Source organism: Vibrio sp. SS-MA-C1-2, assembly GCF_021513135.1.
Classification (GTDB): domain Bacteria; phylum Pseudomonadota; class Gammaproteobacteria; order Enterobacterales; family Vibrionaceae.
On sequence record NZ_CP090981.1, the window covers coordinates 743446 to 767414 of the forward strand.

Annotated in this window: 6 protein-coding genes, 6 tRNA genes, 9 rRNA genes and 1 pseudogene; 20 read left to right on the forward strand and 2 right to left on the reverse strand. The window is 45.5% G+C overall.

Annotated elements, in window-relative coordinates; genetic code table 11:
* Nucleotides 1-23: 23 nt before the first annotated feature.
* The 17 genes from rpsD to L0B53_RS08155 all read left to right on the forward strand — a co-directional run bounded on the left by rpsD (nucleotide 24) and on the right by L0B53_RS08155 (nucleotide 15959).
* Nucleotides 24-644, forward strand: a complete 621-nt coding sequence (gene rpsD / locus L0B53_RS08075; RefSeq protein WP_235061601.1) for a 30S ribosomal protein S4 — start codon at nucleotides 24-26, stop codon at nucleotides 642-644.
* Between the two features lie 23 nt (nucleotides 645-667).
* A complete protein-coding gene (locus L0B53_RS08080) occupies nucleotides 668-1657 on the forward strand; it encodes a DNA-directed RNA polymerase subunit alpha (RefSeq protein ID WP_235061602.1) in 990 nt (329 codons plus the stop codon).
* A gap of 40 nt (nucleotides 1658-1697) precedes the next feature.
* Nucleotides 1698-2078 (forward strand): 50S ribosomal protein L17, encoded by a 381-nt coding sequence (gene rplQ / locus L0B53_RS08085; RefSeq protein ID WP_235061603.1) that lies wholly within the window; start codon nucleotides 1698-1700, stop codon nucleotides 2076-2078.
* Between the two features lie 780 nt (nucleotides 2079-2858).
* Nucleotides 2859-4404, forward strand: a 16S ribosomal RNA gene (locus L0B53_RS08090).
* 71 nt (nucleotides 4405-4475) lie between these two features.
* Nucleotides 4476-4552, forward strand: a tRNA-Ile gene (locus L0B53_RS08095).
* A 44-nt stretch (nucleotides 4553-4596) separates the two neighbouring features.
* Nucleotides 4597-4672: transfer RNA gene (locus L0B53_RS08100), tRNA-Ala, on the forward strand.
* A gap of 333 nt (nucleotides 4673-5005) precedes the next feature.
* Nucleotides 5006-8039, forward strand: a 23S ribosomal RNA gene (locus tag L0B53_RS08105).
* Between the two features lie 149 nt (nucleotides 8040-8188).
* Nucleotides 8189-8304: ribosomal RNA gene (rrf, locus tag L0B53_RS08110) — 5S ribosomal RNA — on the forward strand.
* Nucleotides 8305-8341: 37 nt separating this feature from the next.
* Nucleotides 8342-8418 (forward strand) — tRNA-Thr (locus L0B53_RS08115).
* 16 nt (nucleotides 8419-8434) lie between these two features.
* Nucleotides 8435-8550: ribosomal RNA gene (gene rrf / locus L0B53_RS08120) — 5S ribosomal RNA — on the forward strand.
* Between the two features lie 374 nt (nucleotides 8551-8924).
* Nucleotides 8925-10470: ribosomal RNA gene (locus tag L0B53_RS08125) — 16S ribosomal RNA — on the forward strand.
* Between the two features lie 90 nt (nucleotides 10471-10560).
* Nucleotides 10561-10636, forward strand: a tRNA-Glu gene (locus L0B53_RS08130).
* A 31-nt stretch (nucleotides 10637-10667) separates the two neighbouring features.
* Nucleotides 10668-10743: transfer RNA gene (locus L0B53_RS08135), tRNA-Lys, on the forward strand.
* 31 nt (nucleotides 10744-10774) lie between these two features.
* A tRNA-Val gene (locus L0B53_RS08140) sits at nucleotides 10775-10850 on the forward strand.
* A gap of 333 nt (nucleotides 10851-11183) precedes the next feature.
* A 23S ribosomal RNA gene (locus tag L0B53_RS08145) occupies nucleotides 11184-14079 on the forward strand.
* 149 nt (nucleotides 14080-14228) lie between these two features.
* Nucleotides 14229-14344 (forward strand): 5S ribosomal RNA (gene rrf, locus L0B53_RS08150).
* The 16S, 23S and 5S rRNA genes sit together here with 6 tRNA genes alongside, the layout of an rRNA operon.
* A gap of 988 nt (nucleotides 14345-15332) precedes the next feature.
* Complete coding sequence (locus L0B53_RS08155; RefSeq protein ID WP_235061604.1) at nucleotides 15333-15959, forward strand: deoxynucleoside kinase; 627 nt, start codon at nucleotides 15333-15335, stop codon at nucleotides 15957-15959.
* 110 nt (nucleotides 15960-16069) lie between these two features.
* Here the strand turns inward: L0B53_RS08155 and L0B53_RS08160 are convergent, their stop codons facing one another.
* A complete protein-coding gene (locus L0B53_RS08160) occupies nucleotides 16070-16693 on the reverse strand; it encodes an HD domain-containing protein (RefSeq protein ID WP_235061605.1) in 624 nt (207 codons plus the stop codon).
* 215 nt (nucleotides 16694-16908) lie between these two features.
* Between L0B53_RS08160 and L0B53_RS08165 the strand changes: the two are divergent.
* Nucleotides 16909-17810: pseudogene (locus tag L0B53_RS08165) on the forward strand (DMT family transporter).
* Nucleotides 17811-18021: 211 nt separating this feature from the next.
* Here the strand turns inward: L0B53_RS08165 and L0B53_RS08170 are convergent.
* A complete protein-coding gene (locus L0B53_RS08170) occupies nucleotides 18022-18519 on the reverse strand; it encodes a peptidylprolyl isomerase (protein ID WP_235061606.1) in 498 nt (165 codons plus the stop codon).
* A 564-nt stretch (nucleotides 18520-19083) separates the two neighbouring features.
* Between L0B53_RS08170 and L0B53_RS08175 the strand changes: the two genes are divergently transcribed.
* Nucleotides 19084-20629, forward strand: a 16S ribosomal RNA gene (locus tag L0B53_RS08175).
* Nucleotides 20630-20943: 314 nt separating this feature from the next.
* Nucleotides 20944-23839 (forward strand): 23S ribosomal RNA (locus L0B53_RS08180).
* Nucleotides 23840-23969: the final 130 nt, after the last annotated feature.

Consider the following 23969-nt stretch of genomic DNA (forward strand, 5'->3'; position numbering starts at 1 on the left):
TCAGGAATAGTTGGAGAAAGAACATGGCAAGATATTTGGGTCCTAAGCTAAAGCTTAGCCGCCGCGAAGGTACAGACTTATTCCTTAAGTCTGGTGTTCGCGCAATAGATACCAAGTGTAAAATTGATAACGCGCCGGGCCAGCATGGTGCTCGACGTGGTCGCTTATCAGATTATGGCGTTCAGCTTCGTGAGAAGCAAAAAGTTCGTCGCATCTATGGCGTATTAGAAAAACAATTCCGTAACTACTACAAAGCTGCTGCCCGCCTTAAGGGTAACACAGGTGAAAACCTGCTTCAGCTTTTAGAAGGTCGTCTTGACAACGTAGTTTACCGCATGGGCTTTGGTGCAACTCGCGCTGAATCTCGTCAGTTGGTAAGCCACAAAGCCATTCTTGTTAATGGTCGTGTTGTAAACGTTCCTTCATTCCAAGTTTCAGCTAACGACATTGTTAGCATTCGTGAAAAAGCGAAGAAACAAGCTCGTATTAAAGGTGCTCTAGAAATTTCTGAGCAGCGCGAGAAAGCAACTTGGATTGAAGTAGACAGCGGTAAACTGGAAGGCACTTTCAAGCGTCAACCAGAACGTTCCGACTTGTCAGCGGACATCAACGAACACTTGATCGTCGAACTTTACTCTAAGTAAAGTTAAATTAAAGAGAGGATATAATGCAGGGTTCTGTAACAGAATTTCTTAAGCCGCGTCTTGTTGACATTGAACAAGTGTCAAATGCGCACGCAAAAGTAACTCTTGAGCCACTAGAGCGTGGTTTTGGCCACACACTAGGTAATGCTCTTCGCCGCATTCTTCTATCTTCTATGCCAGGTTGTGCTGTAACAGAAGTAGAAATTGAAGGTGTGTTGCACGAGTACAGCACCAAAGAAGGTGTTCAGGAGGATATTCTTGAAATCCTTCTAAACCTAAAAGGTTTAGCTGTTAAGGTTGAAGGTAAAGACGAAGTCTTTATAACCCTTAATAGGTCTGGTGCGGGCCCTGTTAAAGCAGGTGATATCACTCATGATGGTGATGTTGAAATCGTAAACCCTGAGCATGTAATCTGCCATTTAACTGATGATAATGCTGATATCAGCATGAGAATCAAGGTAGAACGTGGTCGTGGTTACGTTCCTGCTTCGGCTCGTATCCATACCGAAGAAGATGAGCGTCCTATTGGTCGTCTATTAGTTGATGCAACATTTAGCCCTGTTGACCGCATTTCTTATAATGTAGATGCAGCGCGTGTTGAGCAACGTACCGACTTGGACAAGCTTGTTATCGACATGGAGACTAACGGTACTCTTGACCCTGAGGAAGCAATTCGTCGTGCTGCAACAATTCTTGCAGAACAACTTGATGCTTTCGTGGATCTACGTGATGTGCGTGTTCCAGAAGAGAAAGAAGAGAAACCAGAGTTTGATCCGATCCTACTCCGTCCAGTCGACGATCTTGAACTAACCGTTCGCTCTGCTAACTGTTTGAAGGCAGAAGCGATCCACTATATTGGTGATTTGGTTCAGCGTACTGAAGTCGAGCTTCTTAAAACGCCAAATCTTGGTAAGAAGTCTTTGACTGAAATAAAAGATGTTCTGGCATCACGTGGTCTATCTCTAGGTATGCGCCTAGAAAATTGGCCGCCTGCATCAATCGCTGAAGATTAATCAATCACTGATTAACAGGCTTAGTTAGAAGGATTAGGTCATGCGCCATCGTAAGAGTGGTCGTCAACTCAACCGTAACAGCAGCCATCGTCAGGCTATGTTCCGTAATATGGCTAGCTCATTAGTTCGTCATGAGATCATCAAGACGACTTTACCAAAAGCTAAAGAGTTACGCCGAGTAGTTGAACCTTTAATTACTTTAGCAAAGAACGACAGTGTTGCTAACCGTCGTCTTGCATTTGCACGAACTCGTGATAGCGAAGTTGTTGCAAAACTATTTACTGAGATCGGCCCACGCTTTGCGGGTCGTCCAGGCGGATATACTCGCATTATGAAATGTGGTTTCCGTGCTGGTGATAAAGCTCCAATGGCTTACATTGAGCTTGTAGATCGCCCAGAAGTAGAAGCAGCTGCTGAATAAGCAATGCTTAAGTAATAAAAAGGCCAGACATTAGTCTGGCCTTTTTTGCTTTTTAGCAAATATAAAAAGTATAAAGAAGAAATATAAAAGTATATTCAATCGGATTTGTACTAAAAATATACGGTATGATTTAATATTGAACACTTATTCTTTTTTTTATCTTTTTATTCAAAAAGGACTTGCATCAAAACTGCTTCTATCTATAATGCGCCCTCACCATTGATAGAGCCCAAATTAATCAATGCAAGGCGTGAATTGGTGAGGCTAAAAAGATAACTTAATTAATGAACAAAGCGGTTGACAGCAAGAGTTTGCTGAGTAAAATAGCCGTCCTCTTAAATGATAAGTCACTAAGCGTCAAAACGCGGTGTTTCATTATTTGAGAAAGGTCAATAAGACGTTTTAAATTCGATTCAAATAGGAATTGAAAATAAATTAAAATTTCTTCTTGACTTAAAATTAGGGAGCTGTATTATACGCCTCCTTGCTTCGCAACTGTTAGCGATAACAACTTCGATGTCAATGCTCTTTAACAATTTAACTTATTCAATCTGTGTGGGCACTCGTTATCGAGAATCAACAAAAAGATTACTCAATGAACTGAGTGACCAATACAGTGTAAAACATAATTTATTATGAATTATACTGGCACAGTCAATTCACTATCATTCTGTTGGAATGATAGTAGCTTTAAGATTACAGTCTAATTTTATTTATAAGGTTGGATTTAGTTTTGAAGTCAGTATTCGTTGAGCCGTTTCGAAAGAAACAACAAAACTTTAATTGAAGAGTTTGATCATGGCTCAGATTGAACGCTGGCGGCAGGCCTAACACATGCAAGTCGAGCGGTAACAGAGAGTAGCTTGCTACTCTGCTGACGAGCGGCGGACGGGTGAGTAATGCTTGGGAAGTTGCCTTAATGAGGGGGATAACTATTGGAAACGATAGCTAATACCGCATAATTCTCTACGGAGCAAAGCAGGGGACCTTCGGGCCTTGCGCATTAAGATACGCCCAAGTGGGATTAGCTAGTTGGTGAGGTAATGGCTCACCAAGGCGACGATCCCTAGCTGGTCTGAGAGGATGATCAGCCACACTGGAACTGAGACACGGTCCAGACTCCTACGGGAGGCAGCAGTGGGGAATATTGCACAATGGGCGAAAGCCTGATGCAGCCATGCCGCGTGTATGAAGAAGGCCTTAGGGTTGTAAAGTACTTTCAGCAGTGAGGAAGGTGGTAAGTTTAATACGCTTGCCACTTGACGTTAGCTGCAGAAGAAGCACCGGCTAACTCCGTGCCAGCAGCCGCGGTAATACGGAGGGTGCGAGCGTTAATCGGAATTACTGGGCGTAAAGCGCATGCAGGCGGCCTATTAAGTCAGATGTGAAAGCCCGGAGCTCAACTCCGGAAGGTCATTTGAAACTGGTAGGCTAGAGTCTTGTAGAGGGGGGTAGAATTTCAGGTGTAGCGGTGAAATGCGTAGAGATCTGAAGGAATACCAGTGGCGAAGGCGGCCCCCTGGACAAAGACTGACGCTCAGATGCGAAAGCGTGGGTAGCAAACGGGATTAGATACCCCGGTAGTCCACGCCGTAAACGATGTCTACTTGAAGGTTGTGGCCTTGAGCCGTGGCTTTCGGAGCTAACGCGTTAAGTAGACCGCCTGGGGAGTACGGTCGCAAGATTAAAACTCAAATGAATTGACGGGGGCCCGCACAAGCGGTGGAGCATGTGGTTTAATTCGATGCAACGCGAAGAACCTTACCTACTCTTGACATCTACAGAAGCCAGCGGAGACGCAGGTGTGCCTTCGGGAACTGTAAGACAGGTGCTGCATGGCTGTCGTCAGCTCGTGTTGTGAAATGTTGGGTTAAGTCCCGCAACGAGCGCAACCCTTATCCTTGTTTGCCAGCACGTAATGGTGGGAACTCCAGGGAGACTGCCGGTGATAAACCGGAGGAAGGTGGGGACGACGTCAAGTCATCATGGCCCTTACGAGTAGGGCTACACACGTGCTACAATGGCGCATACAGAGGGCTGCAAGCTAGCGATAGTGAGCGAATCCCAAAAAGTGCGTCGTAGTCCGGATTGGAGTCTGCAACTCGACTCCATGAAGTCGGAATCGCTAGTAATCGTGGATCAGAATGCCACGGTGAATACGTTCCCGGGCCTTGTACACACCGCCCGTCACACCATGGGAGTGGGCTGCACCAGAAGTAGATAGCTTAACCTTTCGGGGAGGGCGTTTACCACGGTGTGGTTCATGACTGGGGTGAAGTCGTAACAAGGTAGCCCTAGGGGAACCTGGGGCTGGATCACCTCCTTAACGATTTGATATTTCGTGATGAGTACCCACACAGATTGAATTAAGTTAATAAAGTAAAGAGAGCATCTAATGGGTCTGTAGCTCAGGTGGTTAGAGCGCACCCCTGATAAGGGTGAGGTCGGTGGTTCGAGTCCACTCAGACCCACCACTTCTTCTTGAAGTGGTAGCAGTTAGATGAAAGCAATACTAGATGGGGCTATAGCTCAGCTGGGAGAGCGCCTGCCTTGCACGCAGGAGGTCTGCGGTTCGATCCCGCATAGCTCCACCACTTTTTAAGTGTTTTATCTAGAATATTTAAAAAGTGGTGTTTACCATCACTCGTCTTGAAAAAGACATGCTCTTTAACAATTTGGAAAGCTGACTAGTAAACTCGTTAGTGATTTTTTAATCATTAATAAGTTGAAAAGTAATAATTGTTTATTCGAAAGAATAAACGAGTTCTCAACACAATACACATTCAAGTGTCTTGTATTCAAATTAACATCATTGATGTTAATTCTATATTGAGTCCGGCAAACGATAATCAACATTACCCTGTTGATTATCAACAATCAAAAACCTTGGTTGTTTGAACATACATAAAGACCCTTTCGGGTTGTATGGTTAAGTGACTAAGCGTATACGGTGGATGCCTTGGCAGTCAGAGGCGATGAAGGACGTGCTAACCTGCGAAAAGGGTTGGTGAGCTGGTAAGAAGCGTTATTAACCAACCATGTCCGAATGGGGAAACCCACTTAGCATAAGCTAGGTATCCTATAGTGAATTCATAGCTATAGGAGGCAAACTCGGGGAACTGAAACATCTAAGTACCCGAAGGAAAAGAAATCAATTGAGATTCCGACAGTAGCGGCGAGCGAACTCGGATTAGCCCTTAAGCATAGTTAGAGTTAGGTGAACACGCTGGAAAGCGTGGCGATAGAGGGTGATAGCCCCGTAGCCGAAGAGTCTAATTAAGTGAAATCGAGTAGGACGGGACACGTGGTATCCTGTCTGAACATGGGGGGACCATCCTCCAAGGCTAAATACTCCTGACTGACCGATAGTGAACAAGTACCGTGAGGGAAAGGCGAAAAGAACCCCTGTGAGGGGAGTGAAATAGAACCTGAAACCGTATACGTACAAGCAGTGGGAGCCCTATCACCAAAATGACTTCGTCAACCTTAACCTTTTATATGATGGTTAAAGGTAATATTGATGACGATATCATCAATAATTTGTTTGAAAGGTCAGATATCGTCATCGATATTTAACCGCCCAATCAAGCAGAGGACATTTTGGGATAGGGTGACTGCGTACCTTTTGTATAATGGGTCAGCGACTTATATTCAGTGGCAAGGTTAACCGTTTAGGGGAGCCGTAGGGAAACCGAGTCTTAACTGGGCGACACAGTCTCTGGATATAGACCCGAAACCGAGTGATCTAGCCATGGGCAGGTTGAAGGTTGAGTAACATCAACTGGAGGACCGAACCGACTAATGTTGAAAAATTAGCGGATGACTTGTGGCTAGGGGTGAAAGGCCAATCAAACTCGGAGATAGCTGGTTCTCCCCGAAAGCTATTTAGGTAGCGCCTCGGACGAATACTACTGGGGGTAGAGCACTGTTAAGGCTAGGGGGTCATCCCGACTTACCAACCCTTTGCAAACTCCGAATACCAGTAAGTAATATCCGGGAGACACACGGCGGGTGCTAACGTCCGTCGTGGAGAGGGAAACAACCCAGACCGTCAGCTAAGGTCCCAAAGTTGTGATTAAGTGGGAAACGATGTGGGAAGGCTCAGACAGCCAGGATGTTGGCTTAGAAGCAGCCATCATTTAAAGAAAGCGTAATAGCTCACTGGTCGAGTCGGCCTGCGCGGAAGATGTAACGGGGCTAAATCACACACCGAAGCTACGGCAATATAGCTTGCTATATTGGGTAGGGGAGCGTTCTGTAAGCGGTTGAAGGTGTATCGAGAGGTATGCTGGACGTATCAGAAGTGCGAATGCTGACATGAGTAACGATAAAGGGGGTGAAAAGCCCCCTCGCCGGAAGACCAAGGGTTCCTGTCCAACGTTAATCGGGGCAGGGTGAGTCGACCCCTAAGATGAGGCTGAGAAGCGTAATCGATGGGAAACGGGTTAATATTCCCGTACTTTTTACGACTGCGATGGGGGGACGGAGAAGGCTAGGTGGGCCTGGTGATGGTTATCCAGGTTCAAGTGCGTAGGCGGAAGGTTTAGGTAAATCCGGACCTTTTTTAACGCTGAGACACGATGTCGAGCTACTAAGGTAGTGAAGTCATTGATGCCATGCTTCCAGGAAAAGCCTCTAAGCTTCAGGTCGTAAGAAATCGTACCCCAAACCGACACAGGTGGTCGGGTAGAGAATACCAAGGCGCTTGAGAGAACTCGGGTGAAGGAACTAGGCAAAATGGTACCGTAACTTCGGGAGAAGGTACGCTGCCGGCGGTGATGGGACTTGCTCCTTAAGCTGCTGGCAGTCGCAGATACCAGGTGGCTGCAACTGTTTATTAAAAACACAGCACTGTGCAAAATCGAAAGATGACGTATACGGTGTGACGCCTGCCCGGTGCCGGAAGGTTAATTGATGGGGTTATCTTCGGAGAAGCTCTTGATCGAAGCCCCGGTAAACGGCGGCCGTAACTATAACGGTCCTAAGGTAGCGAAATTCCTTGTCGGGTAAGTTCCGACCTGCACGAATGGCGTAATGATGGCCACGCTGTCTCCACCCGAGACTCAGTGAAATTGAAATCGCAGTGAAGATGCTGTGTACCCGCGGCTAGACGGAAAGACCCCGTGAACCTTTACTACAGCTTGGCACTGAACATTGACCCTACATGTGTAGGATAGGTGGGAGACTTTGAAACCGCGTCGCCAGATGCGGTGGAGTCAACCTTGAAATACCACCCTTGTATGCTTGATGTTCTAACGTTGGTCCCTAATCGGGATTGCGGACAGTGCCTGGTGGGTAGTTTGACTGGGGCGGTCTCCTCCCAAAGAGTAACGGAGGAGCACGAAGGTGGGCTAATCACGGTCGGACATCGTGAGGTTAGTGCAATGGCATAAGCCCGCTTGACTGCGAGAATGACAATTCGAGCAGGTGCGAAAGCAGGTCATAGTGATCCGGTGGTTCTGAATGGAAGGGCCATCGCTCAACGGATAAAAGGTACTCCGGGGATAACAGGCTGATACCGCCCAAGAGTTCATATCGACGGCGGTGTTTGGCACCTCGATGTCGGCTCATCACATCCTGGGGCTGAAGTCGGTCCCAAGGGTATGGCTGTTCGCCATTTAAAGTGGTACGCGAGCTGGGTTTAGAACGTCGTGAGACAGTTCGGTCCCTATCTGCCGTGGGCGTTGGAAGATTGAAGGGGGCTGCTCCTAGTACGAGAGGACCGGAGTGGACGAACCACTGGTGTTCGGGTTGTCATGCCAATGGCATTGCCCGGTAGCTAAGTTCGGAATCGATAACCGCTGAAAGCATCTAAGCGGGAAGCGAGCCCTGAGATGAGTCTTCCCTGGCACTATAAGTGTCCTAAAGGGTTGTTCGAGACTAGAACGTTGATAGGCAGGGTGTGTAAGCGTAGCGATACGTTGAGCTAACCTGTACTAATTGCCCGTGAGGCTTAACCATACAACACCCAAAGGGTTTTGATGGACTCAAAAGAATACGACTCTACGAGTCAAAAGATACTTGAATGAAGTATTGAGAATATTATTACGAATTATCAGACTTTCCAAATTTCGTTAAACGCGAATATTCGCGGTTAACAACAAAATTTGCTTGGCGACCATAGCATTGTGGACCCACCTGACTCCATTCCGAACTCAGAAGTGAAACACAATCGCGCCGATGGTAGTGTGGGGTCTCCCCATGTGAGAGTAGGTCATCGCCAGGCTTCAAATTTAAATCATTAGATTTAATCTAACGATTATGCTGATATAGCTCAGCCCGGTAGAGCGCACCCTTGGTAAGGGTGAGGTCCCCAGTTCGAGTCTGGGTATCAGCACCAGAATATAAAAATTTTGCTTAGCGACCATAGCATTGTGGACCCACCTGATTCCATTCCGAACTCAGAAGTGAAACATAATCGCGCCGATGGTAGTGTGGGGTCTCCCCATGTGAGAGTAGGTCATCGCTAGGCATTCATTTATATCAAAATAATATTTTTTATTAGAATATTATCTTGATATTAATGCAAAGTAGCGTATTATACGCCTCCTTGCTTCGCAACTGTTAGCGATAACGACTGCGATGTCAATGCTCTTTAACAATTTAACTTATTCAATCTGTGTGGGCACTCGTTATCGAGAATCAACAAAAAGATTACTCAATGAACTGAGTGACCAATACAGTGTAAAACATAATTTATTATGAATTATACTGGCACAGTCAATTCACTATCATTCTGTTGGAATGATAGTCGCTTTAAGATTACAGTCTAACTTTATTTATAAGGTTGGATTTAGTTTTGAAGTCAGTATTCGTTGAGCCGTTTCGAAAGAAACAACAAAACTTTAATTGAAGAGTTTGATCATGGCTCAGATTGAACGCTGGCGGCAGGCCTAACACATGCAAGTCGAGCGGTAACAGAGAGTAGCTTGCTACTCTGCTGACGAGCGGCGGACGGGTGAGTAATGCTTGGGAAGTTGCCTTAATGAGGGGGATAACTATTGGAAACGATAGCTAATACCGCATAATTCTCTACGGAGCAAAGCAGGGGACCTTCGGGCCTTGCGCATTAAGATACGCCCAAGTGGGATTAGCTAGTTGGTGAGGTAATGGCTCACCAAGGCGACGATCCCTAGCTGGTCTGAGAGGATGATCAGCCACACTGGAACTGAGACACGGTCCAGACTCCTACGGGAGGCAGCAGTGGGGAATATTGCACAATGGGCGAAAGCCTGATGCAGCCATGCCGCGTGTATGAAGAAGGCCTTAGGGTTGTAAAGTACTTTCAGCAGTGAGGAAGGTGGTAAGCTTAATACGCTTGCCACTTGACGTTAGCTGCAGAAGAAGCACCGGCTAACTCCGTGCCAGCAGCCGCGGTAATACGGAGGGTGCGAGCGTTAATCGGAATTACTGGGCGTAAAGCGCATGCAGGCGGCCTATTAAGTCAGATGTGAAAGCCCGGAGCTCAACTCCGGAAGGTCATTTGAAACTGGTAGGCTAGAGTCTTGTAGAGGGGGGTAGAATTTCAGGTGTAGCGGTGAAATGCGTAGAGATCTGAAGGAATACCAGTGGCGAAGGCGGCCCCCTGGACAAAGACTGACGCTCAGATGCGAAAGCGTGGGTAGCAAACGGGATTAGATACCCCGGTAGTCCACGCCGTAAACGATGTCTACTTGAAGGTTGTGGCCTTGAGCCGTGGCTTTCGGAGCTAACGCGTTAAGTAGACCGCCTGGGGAGTACGGTCGCAAGATTAAAACTCAAATGAATTGACGGGGGCCCGCACAAGCGGTGGAGCATGTGGTTTAATTCGATGCAACGCGAAGAACCTTACCTACTCTTGACATCTACAGAAGCCAGCGGAGACGCAGGTGTGCCTTCGGGAACTGTAAGACAGGTGCTGCATGGCTGTCGTCAGCTCGTGTTGTGAAATGTTGGGTTAAGTCCCGCAACGAGCGCAACCCTTATCCTTGTTTGCCAGCACATAATGGTGGGAACTCCAGGGAGACTGCCGGTGATAAACCGGAGGAAGGTGGGGACGACGTCAAGTCATCATGGCCCTTACGAGTAGGGCTACACACGTGCTACAATGGCGCATACAGAGGGCTGCAAGCTAGCGATAGTGAGCGAATCCCAAAAAGTGCGTCGTAGTCCGGATTGGAGTCTGCAACTCGACTCCATGAAGTCGGAATCGCTAGTAATCGTGGATCAGAATGCCACGGTGAATACGTTCCCGGGCCTTGTACACACCGCCCGTCACACCATGGGAGTGGGCTGCACCAGAAGTAGATAGCTTAACCTTTCGGGGAGGGCGTTTACCACGGTGTGGTTCATGACTGGGGTGAAGTCGTAACAAGGTAGCCCTAGGGGAACCTGGGGCTGGATCACCTCCTTAACGATTTGATATTTCGTGATGAGTACCCACACAGATTGAATTAAGTTAAAAAATTAAAGAGAAGATGTGCCCAACACATCAAAACACTTAGTCCCGTTCGTCTAGAGGCCTAGGACACCGCCCTTTCACGGCGGTAACAGGGGTTCGACTCCCCTACGGGACGCCACTTTCTTCTGGCTTTTGGCCTGAATAAAGAAGGGTCGTTAGCTCAGTTGGTAGAGCAGTTGACTTTTAATCAATTGGTCGCAGGTTCGAATCCTGCACGACCCACCATTCTATCTCACGATGGAATTAAAACTATCGTGGGCGATTAGCTCAGTTGGGAGAGCACCTCCCTTACAAGGAGGGGGTCACTGGTTCGAGCCCAGTATCGCCCACCACTTTCTAAGTGTTTTTATTTAGAATATTTAAAAAGTGGTATTTATTATCACGGTCTTGAAAAAGACATGCTCTTTAACAATTTGGAAAGCTGACTAGTAAACTCATTAGTGATTTTTTAATCATTAATAAGTTGAAAAGTAATAATTGTTTATTCGAAAGAATAAACGAGTTCTCAACACAATACACATTCAAGTGTCTTGTATTCAAATTAACATCATTGATGTTAATTCTATATTGAGTCCGGCAAACGATAATTAACATTACCCTGTTGATTATCAACAATCAAAAACCTTGGTTGTTTGAACATACATAAAGACCCTTTCGGGTTGTATGGTTAAGTGACTAAGCGTATACGGTGGATGCCTTGGCAGTCAGAGGCGATGAAGGACGTGCTAACCTGCGAAAAGGGTTGGTGAGCTGGTAAGAAGCGTTATTAACCAACCATGTCCGAATGGGGAAACCCACTTAGCATAAGCTAGGTATCCTATAGTGAATTCATAGCTATAGGAGGCAAACTCGGGGAACTGAAACATCTAAGTACCCGAAGGAAAAGAAATCAATTGAGATTCCGACAGTAGCGGCGAGCGAACTCGGATTAGCCCTTAAGCATAGTTAGAGTTAGGTGAACACGCTGGAAAGCGTGGCGATAGAGGGTGATAGCCCCGTAGCCGAAGAGTCTAATTAAGTGAAATCGAGTAGGACGGGACACGTGGTATCCTGTCTGAACATGGGGGGACCATCCTCCAAGGCTAAATACTCCTGACTGACCGATAGTGAACCAGTACCGTGAGGGAAAGGCGAAAAGAACCCCTGTGAGGGGAGTGAAATAGAACCTGAAACCGTATACGTACAAGCAGTGGGAGCCTCTTTTATGGGGTGACTGCGTACCTTTTGTATAATGGGTCAGCGACTTATATTCAGTGGCAAGGTTAACCGTTTAGGGGAGCCGTAGGGAAACCGAGTCTTAACTGGGCGACACAGTCTCTGGATATAGACCCGAAACCGAGTGATCTAGCCATGGGCAGGTTGAAGGTTGAGTAACATCAACTGGAGGACCGAACCGACTAATGTTGAAAAATTAGCGGATGACTTGTGGCTAGGGGTGAAAGGCCAATCAAACTCGGAGATAGCTGGTTCTCCCCGAAAGCTATTTAGGTAGCGCCTCGGACGAATACTACTGGGGGTAGAGCACTGTTAAGGCTAGGGGGTCATCCCGACTTACCAACCCTTTGCAAACTCCGAATACCAGTAAGTAATATCCGGGAGACACACGGCGGGTGCTAACGTCCGTCGTGGAGAGGGAAACAACCCAGACCGTCAGCTAAGGTCCCAAAGTTGTGATTAAGTGGGAAACGATGTGGGAAGGCTCAGACAGCCAGGATGTTGGCTTAGAAGCAGCCATCATTTAAAGAAAGCGTAATAGCTCACTGGTCGAGTCGGCCTGCGCGGAAGATGTAACGGGGCTAAATCACACACCGAAGCTACGGCAATATAGCTTGCTATATTGGGTAGGGGAGCGTTCTGTAAGCGGTTGAAGGTGTATCGAGAGGTATGCTGGACGTATCAGAAGTGCGAATGCTGACATGAGTAACGATAAAGGGGGTGAAAAGCCCCCTCGCCGGAAGACCAAGGGTTCCTGTCCAACGTTAATCGGGGCAGGGTGAGTCGACCCCTAAGATGAGGCTGAGAAGCGTAATCGATGGGAAACGGGTTAATATTCCCGTACTTTTTACGACTGCGATGGGGGGACGGAGAAGGCTAGGTGGGCCTGGTGATGGTTATCCAGGTTCAAGTGCGTAGGCGGAAGGTTTAGGTAAATCCGGACCTTTTTTTAACGCTGAGACACGATGTCGAGCTACTAAGGTAGTGAAGTCATTGATGCCATGCTTCCAGGAAAAGCCTCTAAGCTTCAGGTCGTAAGAAATCGTACCCCAAACCGACACAGGTGGTCGGGTAGAGAATACCAAGGCGCTTGAGAGAACTCGGGTGAAGGAACTAGGCAAAATGGTACCGTAACTTCGGGAGAAGGTACGCTGCCGGCGGTGATGGGACTTGCTCCTTAAGCTGCTGGCAGTCGCAGATACCAGGTGGCTGCAACTGTTTATTAAAAACACAGCACTGTGCAAAATCGAAAGATGACGTATACGGTGTGACGCCTGCCCGGTGCCGGAAGGTTAATTGATGGGGTTATCTTCGGAGAAGCTCTTGATCGAAGCCCCGGTAAACGGCGGCCGTAACTATAACGGTCCTAAGGTAGCGAAATTCCTTGTCGGGTAAGTTCCGACCTGCACGAATGGCGTAATGATGGCCACGCTGTCTCCACCCGAGACTCAGTGAAATTGAAATCGCAGTGAAGATGCTGTGTACCCGCGGCTAGACGGAAAGACCCCGTGAACCTTTACTACAGCTTGGCACTGAACATTGACCCTACATGTGTAGGATAGGTGGGAGACTTTGAAACCGCGTCGCCAGATGCGGTGGAGTCAACCTTGAAATACCACCCTTGTATGCTTGATGTTCTAACGTTGGTCCCTAATCGGGATTGCGGACAGTGCCTGGTGGGTAGTTTGACTGGGGCGGTCTCCTCCCAAAGAGTAACGGAGGAGCACGAAGGTGGGCTAATCACGGTCGGACATCGTGAGGTTAGTGCAATGGCATAAGCCCGCTTGACTGCGAGAATGACAATTCGAGCAGGTGCGAAAGCAGGTCATAGTGATCCGGTGGTTCTGAATGGAAGGGCCATCGCTCAACGGATAAAAGGTACTCCGGGGATAACAGGCTGATACCGCCCAAGAGTTCATATCGACGGCGGTGTTTGGCACCTCGATGTCGGCTCATCACATCCTGGGGCTGAAGTCGGTCCCAAGGGTATGGCTGTTCGCCATTTAAAGTGGTACGCGAGCTGGGTTTAGAACGTCGTGAGACAGTTCGGTCCCTATCTGCCGTGGGCGTTGGAAGATTGAAGGGGGCTGCTCCTAGTACGAGAGGACCGGAGTGGACGAACCACTGGTGTTCGGGTTGTCATGCCAATGGCATTGCCCGGTAGCTAAGTTCGGAATCGATAACCGCTGAAAGCATCTAAGCGGGAAGCGAGCCCTGAGATGAGTCTTCCCTGGCACTATAAGTGTCCTAAAGGGTTGTTCGAGACTAGAACGTTGATAGGCAGGGTGTGTAAGCGTAGCGATACGTTGAGCTAACCTGTACTAATTGCCCGTGAGGCTTAACCATACAACACCCAAAGGGTTTTGATGGACTCAAAAGAATACGACTCTACGAGTCAAAAGATACTTGAATGAAGTATTGAGAACATTATTACGAATTATCAGACTTTCCAAATTTCGTTAAACGCGAATATTCGCGGTTAACAACAAAATTTGCTTGGCGACCATAGCATTGTGGACCCACCTGACTCCATTCCGAACTCAGAAGTGAAACACAATCGCGCCGATGGTAGTGTGGGGTCTCCCCATGTGAGAGTAGGTCATCGCCAGGCTTCGCTTTATGTCTTCAGATTTTAGATATCTGAAAGCAAACTAGTTCTGCTTATGCAGACAGTAAAAAAACCCAGCCTTTGGCTGGGTTTTTTGCGTTTAATTTTTAGTTGATACTTAACTTACCTATTTTATATCCTTCATACTTGAAGTTACTGGATTGTTGGCTGTACTTGTCCGCCCTAATCATATAGCACAGCGGGGCCTCACTTGCTTGCCACCTGCTAACTACTCTAATTATTTTAGGTATAGACCCTCTAAATATACTTCTAATGCTATTAATTCCATCTTTGATTAATCTATTTTATTATTATCACTCTAATCTCCCGAATATTTATTTATCATTTTCAGCGTATTTATTGTTATTAAAATGACGATATATTTTTGTTTATATACAGCTCTATCTTTAAAGTATTCTGATTATCTAAGATAATGTTAGCTGTTAGTCATAAGGTGGAAAATGTGTAAGCGTTCTATATGGTTGAAATGTACAAATCTAATCTGTATGAAAAGTTAATATTTATCGTCTAACTATAATAAGGTGATTTTAATATTGAATTTATCTGCATATTTTATTTTGATGAATTTTTAGATACGATTATTAAATTGTATAGATTATGTAGCAGGCTTCGTTATATGTTTATTATTAATGATTTTTTCTATTAACTATCGCTCTTATTTTATTCATTCGTTGCTTTGTTGTTATCGTTTGTCGGATTATTTGTTGGGTTGGTTGTTATTTAACACGTGATATCTAAGGGGGATTGATGTGATATTTTTGCTGATAATGGGATTTTAAGCTCGAAACAGAGTAGAATTAGTCACTGTTTATTGGTTTTACTTGACCACTTTCGGTCATTTAAGCTATTCTCGCCCGCCTAATTATTTTCAATAAGATTTCATAATACATCTTATTGGGATATGATATTTACACTTGATTTGATCTTGTATTCGAATCCACATATCAATGCAAACAATAACTGGAAGATAATGAAACTTATTAGTGTCGAAGGAAATATTGGCGCGGGCAAAAGCACGCTACTCCCAAAACTTGCAGAAGCACTTGGCTTCCATTACTTGTTAGAGCCTGTAGACTCAGATCCTGAGTTTTTGCGTCTATTGACTGAGTTTAATAAAGAAACGGACAGTGTTAGTGCACGTAATAACTTTCAGCGTTATATGACAAACTTACGCGCGGATATGCTTAAAAATGTTGACCAAAATGGTTCTTATATCATTGAACGTAGCCTATTAAGTGATCTTGTTTTTACCCATGCAACAATGGCTAATTATGAGAAGACTGCGGAAGATGCGGGTCAACACATGGATTGTTATAAGCATCTGATTGGGCGTTTACTTGATTATCCAGTTGTAAATGTTTGTGTCTATCTTCGTACCACACCAAAAATTAGTTATGACCGTATGTATAATCGCGGCCGTGAAGCTGAGATGAAGACACCATTAAGTTATATTGAAGATTTGTCAACTTTCCATGATGCTGTATTGCCACAAGCATGTCGTAAATCAGGCACTCACCTAATTACAGTTAATTGGGATCAGCCTCAAAGTAATATTGATGATTTAGTTGAGACGATAAAAGCAAAGCTTGCTGAATAAGCGTTTCTGTCGTTAATCTGTATTGATAGGGTGAGTTTTTATAAAATTCACCCTTTTTTACACTCTAATAAATGGGGGTATTAGGTTGCTGGTACTAAATTTATGACGTACTAACTGGATATCTCATTCGCTAATTGTGCTAAATACCCTTTCATATATTCCGTTCTCTTCTGTGCTTCTTCTTTTCCACTTTGAGTATTCATCTTTAATTCTAATTTAAATAACTTGTTATAGAAGTGGTCGACGGTAAAATGTTTATCATCTAATTCTCTATGTTCACAAAACGGGTCTTCTGTTGAGTAAAGTCGAGTATTAAATTTACAACTCACTTGAATACAGCGAGCTATACCAATTGCCCCCAAAGCATCTAATCTATCTGCGTCTTGTACAACTTGTGCTTCTAAAGTCTCAGTTTTGATATTGGCGCTATAACTATGGGTAAGAATCGCGTGGTGAATATCAGCTAAGTATTGATCAGGATAGTTGATGGTTTGAAGGAAATGAATCGCTTTATCTGCAGCAAACAAAGAACTTTGACTTCGTTGAGGGTGATTCTTTTCGAAAGAGAAACAGTCATGAAGATAAGCAGCAGGAAGAATAACGGCAAGATTTGCGCCTTCTTCAATCGCGAGCTTTTTTGCCAACTCTACAACACGCAGAACATGGTTGATATCGTGGGCTAAATCTTGAGTCATTTCTTCCTTAATAAACTTTAATAACTGCTGCTCTAACATGGTAAATCCCTCTATTATAATTGAGTTATCACTATACTCTTCTTACTTGAAGTTGCTAGGTATGTACTCGTTACCTTCAAAAGCACTAAATTGTAGGCTATATATGCTTGCCTATTATCAATTTAAATTACTTTAGATATGGAGCTTTTTAATTCCTTGATAAATACGTATTATGAATTTTAAGTGTTAATTTTGATGAAGATGAGAACAAACGGATGGTTTCTAAGTATCGAGGTGATTTGATTATTATCATAACAACCTTATTTGCGGCAGGAGGTTGGGTTTTTTCTAAAGAAGCGATTAATGGATTGCCACCATTTGGTTTTGTCGGAATTCGTTTTGTTTTAGCCTCTCTCTGCCTATTTCCTTTTTGTTACCAGCATATAAAAAGAGCTAAAAAGAGTGAAATTATAAGAGCAATGATGATAGGTGGATTATTATCATTAGTCCTATTTAGTTGGATCCATGCGATTTCTATTAGTCACTCATTAGGAGAAGGAGCCTTTATTAATAGTTTATCGATGCTTTTTGTTCCTTTATTGGCTTGGCTTTTTTTGGTAATAGACCAAAACGAACCTTTTGGTTCTGTTTACCGATTGCAATTTCAGGTCTTTTTTTACTGGCATGGGATGGCGAGTTTAATTTAGAAGCCAATCAAGTTTGGTTTCTCATATCTGCTATTGCTTTGGCAACGCATTTTAATTTCAACCATAAATATGCATCAAAGCTACCTCCTCTACTATTAACAACTGTCCAGTTATTTACGGTAGGCTGTATTGGCTCATTATTATCATTATTTATTGAAGTTTGGCCCGAAGATATACCAATAGTGACATGGAAGTGGTTAGCATTAAGTGTTTTACTCGCGACTAGTTTGCGGTATTTGATGCAAACGTTTGGACAAAAATTTGCAAATCCAACAAGTGCAGCGATATTAATGTTATTGGAGCCAATTTGGACAGTGCTATTAAGTATTTGGATATACGATGAAGATATGCCGATGAATAAAATGATAGGATGCAGTCTATTATTATTATCTCTTCTTTATTATCGCTTATCTGATAGGGTCATCCGATGGAGTAAGAAGGGAGATAAAAAAAACCACTCAATAATATGAGTGGCAAATATATCTTTGGGAAAAGAACTTATAAATTATAGATCTAGTTATAGATTTAATCTATATTTTTCAATGTTTATCTGAATTGCCTATACCCAAGGTGATTGGCGTTGCTAGTAGGCGGCAAGCAAGTGAGGCCCTATGAGTATAGGTGCGCTATATGATTGGGGCGAACGAACGTAGCTAACAACCTAGCAACTTCAAGTGGGGATTAAGCTTCTTTAATCACGACCTCTTCAATAATGACGGTTTGCTTTGGTAGATGATCGTGTTCTGCAGTATTAATTATTTCAACTTCAGCTATTGCTTTGACTATATCCATTCCTAAAGTTACTTGACCAAAAACAGTATATCCCCATCCATTATTTGTTGCTGAATGGTAATTTAAGGACTTATTGTTACTTATATTGATAAAAAATTGGCTTGTTGCTGAGTGAGGGGCATCTGTTCTTGCCATCGCTATCGTACCTGTTGTATTTCTTAAACCACGATTAGCTTCATTGACAATCGGTGAGTTACCTTCTTTTTCTATCATTTGATCAGTAAAGCCACCACCTTGAATAATTTTACCTTTGATTACTCGATGAAATATTGTGCCTTGATAAAACCCTTGTTGACAATAATTTAAAAAATTTCGACATGTGACGGGAGATTTGTCTGTATTTAAAGCAATAGAAATATCACCATAGTTTGTTTTTAATGTAATCATATAAGAAAAAGCCCATAAAAAGATGTTTTGAAGTATAAAGGTGAATATGCTTTTTATGGAATCATTTTTAGATGTAAGAAAAATAGCGTTCGAAAAATAGTCATAAAGAAGGTTAAATGCTCATTAAGATCTCTTTTTAACCACTTGATAAAATAAATGTAATTTATTTCAAAAAAGCCCTTGCCAACCTTTGAAAACTCCCTATAATGCGCATCCACCGACACGGAGAACGACGCTAACAACCATTAGCAACGTCACCGAAACTTAATGAAAAATTGAGTTAACATTGTCGGAATTGCTCTTTAAAAATTTAAAACTTATGAAATCTGTGTGGGCACTCGTTATCGAGAATCAACAAAAAGATTACTCAATGAACTGAGTGACCAATACAGTGTAAAACATAATTTATTATGAATTATACTGGCACAGTCAATTCACTATCATTCTGTTGGAATGGTAGTCGCTTTAAGATTACAGTCTAACTTTATTTATAAGGTTGGATTTAGTTTTGAAGTCAGTATTCGTTGAGCCGGTCGCCTTTTGACAAGAGGGACAACAAAACTTTAATTGAAGAGTTTGATCATGGCTCAGATTGAACGCTGGCGGCAGGCCTAACACATGCAAGTCGAGCGGTAACAGAGAGTAGCTTGCTACTCTGCTGACGAGCGGCGGACGGGTGAGTAATGCTTGGGAAGTTGCCTTAATGAGGGGGATAACTATTGGAAACGATAGCTAATACCGCATAATTCTCTACGGAGCAAAGCAGGGGACCTTCGGGCCTTGCGCATTAAGATACGCCCAAGTGGGATTAGCTAGTTGGTGAGGTAATGGCTCACCAAGGCGACGATCCCTAGCTGGTCTGAGAGGATGATCAGCCACACTGGAACTGAGACACGGTCCAGACTCCTACGGGAGGCAGCAGTGGGGAATATTGCACAATGGGCGAAAGCCTGATGCAGCCATGCCGCGTGTATGAAGAAGGCCTTAGGGTTGTAAAGTACTTTCAGCAGTGAGGAAGGTGGTAAGCTTAATACGCTTGCCACTTGACGTTAGCTGCAGAAGAAGCACCGGCTAACTCCGTGCCAGCAGCCGCGGTAATACGGAGGGTGCGAGCGTTAATCGGAATTACTGGGCGTAAAGCGCATGCAGGCGGCCTATTAAGTCAGATGTGAAAGCCCGGAGCTCAACTCCGGAAGGTCATTTGAAACTGGTAGGCTAGAGTCTTGTAGAGGGGGGTAGAATTTCAGGTGTAGCGGTGAAATGCGTAGAGATCTGAAGGAATACCAGTGGCGAAGGCGGCCCCCTGGACAAAGACTGACGCTCAGATGCGAAAGCGTGGGTAGCAAACGGGATTAGATACCCCGGTAGTCCACGCCGTAAACGATGTCTACTTGAAGGTTGTGGCCTTGAGCCGTGGCTTTCGGAGCTAACGCGTTAAGTAGACCGCCTGGGGAGTACGGTCGCAAGATTAAAACTCAAATGAATTGACGGGGGCCCGCACAAGCGGTGGAGCATGTGGTTTAATTCGATGCAACGCGAAGAACCTTACCTACTCTTGACATCTACAGAAGCCAGCGGAGACGCAGGTGTGCCTTCGGGAACTGTAAGACAGGTGCTGCATGGCTGTCGTCAGCTCGTGTTGTGAAATGTTGGGTTAAGTCCCGCAACGAGCGCAACCCTTATCCTTGTTTGCCAGCACGTAATGGTGGGAACTCCAGGGAGACTGCCGGTGATAAACCGGAGGAAGGTGGGGACGACGTCAAGTCATCATGGCCCTTACGAGTAGGGCTACACACGTGCTACAATGGCGCATACAGAGGGCTGCAAGCTAGCGATAGTGAGCGAATCCCAAAAAGTGCGTCGTAGTCCGGATTGGAGTCTGCAACTCGACTCCATGAAGTCGGAATCGCTAGTAATCGTGGATCAGAATGCCACGGTGAATACGTTCCCGGGCCTTGTACACACCGCCCGTCACACCATGGGAGTGGGCTGCACCAGAAGTAGATAGCTTAACCTTTCGGGGAGGGCGTTTACCACGGTGTGGTTCATGACTGGGGTGAAGTCGTAACAAGGTAGCCCTAGGGGAACCTGGGGCTGGATCACCTCCTTAACGATTTGATATTTCGTGATGAGTACCCACACAGATAACATAAGTTTTTGCTCTTTAACAATTTGGAAAGCTGACTAGTAAACTCGTTAGTGATTTTTTAATCATTAATAAGTTGAAAAGTAATAATTGTTTATTCGAAAGAATAAACGAGTTCTCAACACAATACACATTCAAGTGTCTTGTATTCAAATTAACATCATTGATGTTAATTCTATATTGAGTCCGGCAAACGATAATCAACATTACCCTGTTGATTATCAACAATCAAAAACCTTGGTTGTTTGAACATACATAAAGACCCTTTCGGGTTGTATGGTTAAGTGACTAAGCGTATACGGTGGATGCCTTGGCAGTCAGAGGCGATGAAGGACGTGCTAACCTGCGAAAAGGGTTGGTGAGCTGGTAAGAAGCGTTATTAACCAACCATGTCCGAATGGGGAAACCCACTTAGCATAAGCTAGGTATCCTATAGTGAATTCATAGCTATAGGAGGCAAACTCGGGGAACTGAAACATCTAAGTACCCGAAGGAAAAGAAATCAATTGAGATTCCGACAGTAGCGGCGAGCGAACTCGGATTAGCCCTTAAGCATAGTTAGAGTTAGGTGAACACGCTGGAAAGCGTGGCGATAGAGGGTGATAGCCCCGTAGCCGAAGAGTCTAATTAAGTGAAATCGAGTAGGACGGGACACGTGGTATCCTGTCTGAACATGGGGGGACCATCCTCCAAGGCTAAATACTCCTGACTGACCGATAGTGAACCAGTACCGTGAGGGAAAGGCGAAAAGAACCCCTGTGAGGGGAGTGAAATAGAACCTGAAACCGTATACGTACAAGCAGTGGGAGCCTCTTTTATGGGGTGACTGCGTACCTTTTGTATAATGGGTCAGCGACTTATATTCAGTGGCAAGGTTAACCGTTTAGGGGAGCCGTAGGGAAACCGAGTCTTAACTGGGCGACACAGTCTCTGGATATAGACCCGAAACCGAGTGATCTAGCCATGGGCAGGTTGAAGGTTGAGTAACATCAACTGGAGGACCGAACCGACTAATGTTGAAAAATTAGCGGATGACTTGTGGCTAGGGGTGAAAGGCCAATCAAACTCGGAGATAGCTGGTTCTCCCCGAAAGCTATTTAGGTAGCGCCTCGGACGAATACTACTGGGGGTAGAGCACTGTTAAGGCTAGGGGGTCATCCCGACTTACCAACCCTTTGCAAACTCCGAATACCAGTAAGTAATATCCGGGAGACACACGGCGGGTGCTAACGTCCGTCGTGGAGAGGGAAACAACCCAGACCGTCAGCTAAGGTCCCAAAGTTGTGATTAAGTGGGAAACGATGTGGGAAGGCTCAGACAGCCAGGATGTTGGCTTAGAAGCAGCCATCATTTAAAGAAAGCGTAATAGCTCACTGGTCGAGTCGGCCTGCGCGGAAGATGTAACGGGGCTAAATCACACACCGAAGCTACGGCAATATAGCTTTGCTATATTGGGTAGGGGAGCGTTCTGTAAGCGGTTGAAGGTGTATCGAGAGGTATGCTGGACGTATCAGAAGTGCGAATGCTGACATGAGTAACGATAAAGGGGGTGAAAAGCCCCCTCGCCGGAAGACCAAGGGTTCCTGTCCAACGTTAATCGGGGCAGGGTGAGTCGACCCCTAAGATGAGGCTGAGAAGCGTAATCGATGGGAAACGGGTTAATATTCCCGTACTTTTTACGACTGCGATGGGGGGACGGAGAAGGCTAGGTGGGCCTGGTGATGGTTATCCAGGTTCAAGTGCGTAGGCGGAAGGTTTAGGTAAATCCGGACCTTTTTTAACGCTGAGACACGATGTCGAGCTACTAAGGTAGTGAAGTCATTGATGCCATGCTTCCAGGAAAAGCCTCTAAGCTTCAGGTCGTAAGAAATCGTACCCCAAACCGACACAGGTGGTCGGGTAGAGAATACCAAGGCGCTTGAGAGAACTCGGGTGAAGGAACTAGGCAAAATGGTACCGTAACTTCGGGAGAAGGTACGCTGCCGGCGGTGATGGGACTTGCTCCTTAAGCTGCTGGCAGTCGCAGATACCAGGTGGCTGCAACTGTTTATTAAAAACACAGCACTGTGCAAAATCGAAAGATGACGTATACGGTGTGACGCCTGCCCGGTGCCGGAAGGTTAATTGATGGGGTTATCTTCGGAGAAGCTCTTGATCGAAGCCCCGGTAAACGGCGGCCGTAACTATAACGGTCCTAAGGTAGCGAAATTCCTTGTCGGGTAAGTTCCGACCTGCACGAATGGCGTAATGATGGCCACGCTGTCTCCACCCGAGACTCAGTGAAATTGAAATCGCAGTGAAGATGCTGTGTACCCGCGGCTAGACGGAAAGACCCCGTGAACCTTTACTACAGCTTGGCACTGAACATTGACCCTACATGTGTAGGATAGGTGGGAGACTTTGAAACCGCGTCGCCAGATGCGGTGGAGTCAACCTTGAAATACCACCCTTGTATGCTTGATGTTCTAACGTTGGTCCCTAATCGGGATTGCGGACAGTGCCTGGTGGGTAGTTTGACTGGGGCGGTCTCCTCCCAAAGAGTAACGGAGGAGCACGAAGGTGGGCTAATCACGGTCGGACATCGTGAGGTTAGTGCAATGGCATAAGCCCGCTTGACTGCGAGAATGACAATTCGAGCAGGTGCGAAAGCAGGTCATAGTGATCCGGTGGTTCTGAATGGAAGGGCCATCGCTCAACGGATAAAAGGTACTCCGGGGATAACAGGCTGATACCGCCCAAGAGTTCATATCGACGGCGGTGTTTGGCACCTCGATGTCGGCTCATCACATCCTGGGGCTGAAGTCGGTCCCAAGGGTATGGCTGTTCGCCATTTAAAGTGGTACGCGAGCTGGGTTTAGAACGTCGTGAGACAGTTCGGTCCCTATCTGCCGTGGGCGTTGGAAGATTGAAGGGGGCTGCTCCTAGTACGAGAGGACCGGAGTGGACGAACCACTGGTGTTCGGGTTGTCATGCCAATGGCATTGCCCGGTAGCTAAGTTCGGAATCGATAACCGCTGAAAGCATCTAAGCGGGAAGCGAGCCCTGAGATGAGTCTTCCCTGGCACTATAAGTGTCCTAAAGGGTTGTTCGAGACTAGAACGTTGATAGGCAGGGTGTGTAAGCGTAGCGATACGTTGAGCTAACCTGTACTAATTGCCCGTGAGGCTTAACCATACAACACCCAAAGGGTTTTGATGGACTCAAAAGAATACGACTCTACGAGTCAAAAGATACTTGAATGAAGTATTGAGAACATTATTACGAATTATCAGACTTTCCAAATTTCGTTAAACGCGAATATTCG

Coding starts and splice junctions, on each gene's coding strand:
- rpsD (WP_235061601.1), top strand. CDS start 24: ATGGCAAGATATTTGGGTCCTAAGCTAAAGCTTAGCCGCCGCGAAGGT.
- rplQ (WP_235061603.1), top strand. CDS start 1,698: ATGCGCCATCGTAAGAGTGGTCGTCAACTCAACCGTAACAGCAGCCAT.
- L0B53_RS08160 (WP_235061605.1), bottom strand. CDS start 16,693: ATGTTAGAGCAGCAGTTATTAAAGTTTATTAAGGAAGAAATGACTCAA.
- L0B53_RS08080 (WP_235061602.1), top strand. CDS start 668: ATGCAGGGTTCTGTAACAGAATTTCTTAAGCCGCGTCTTGTTGACATT.
- L0B53_RS08170 (WP_235061606.1), bottom strand. CDS start 18,519: ATGATTACATTAAAAACAAACTATGGTGATATTTCTATTGCTTTAAAT.
- L0B53_RS08155 (WP_235061604.1), top strand. CDS start 15,333: ATGAAACTTATTAGTGTCGAAGGAAATATTGGCGCGGGCAAAAGCACG.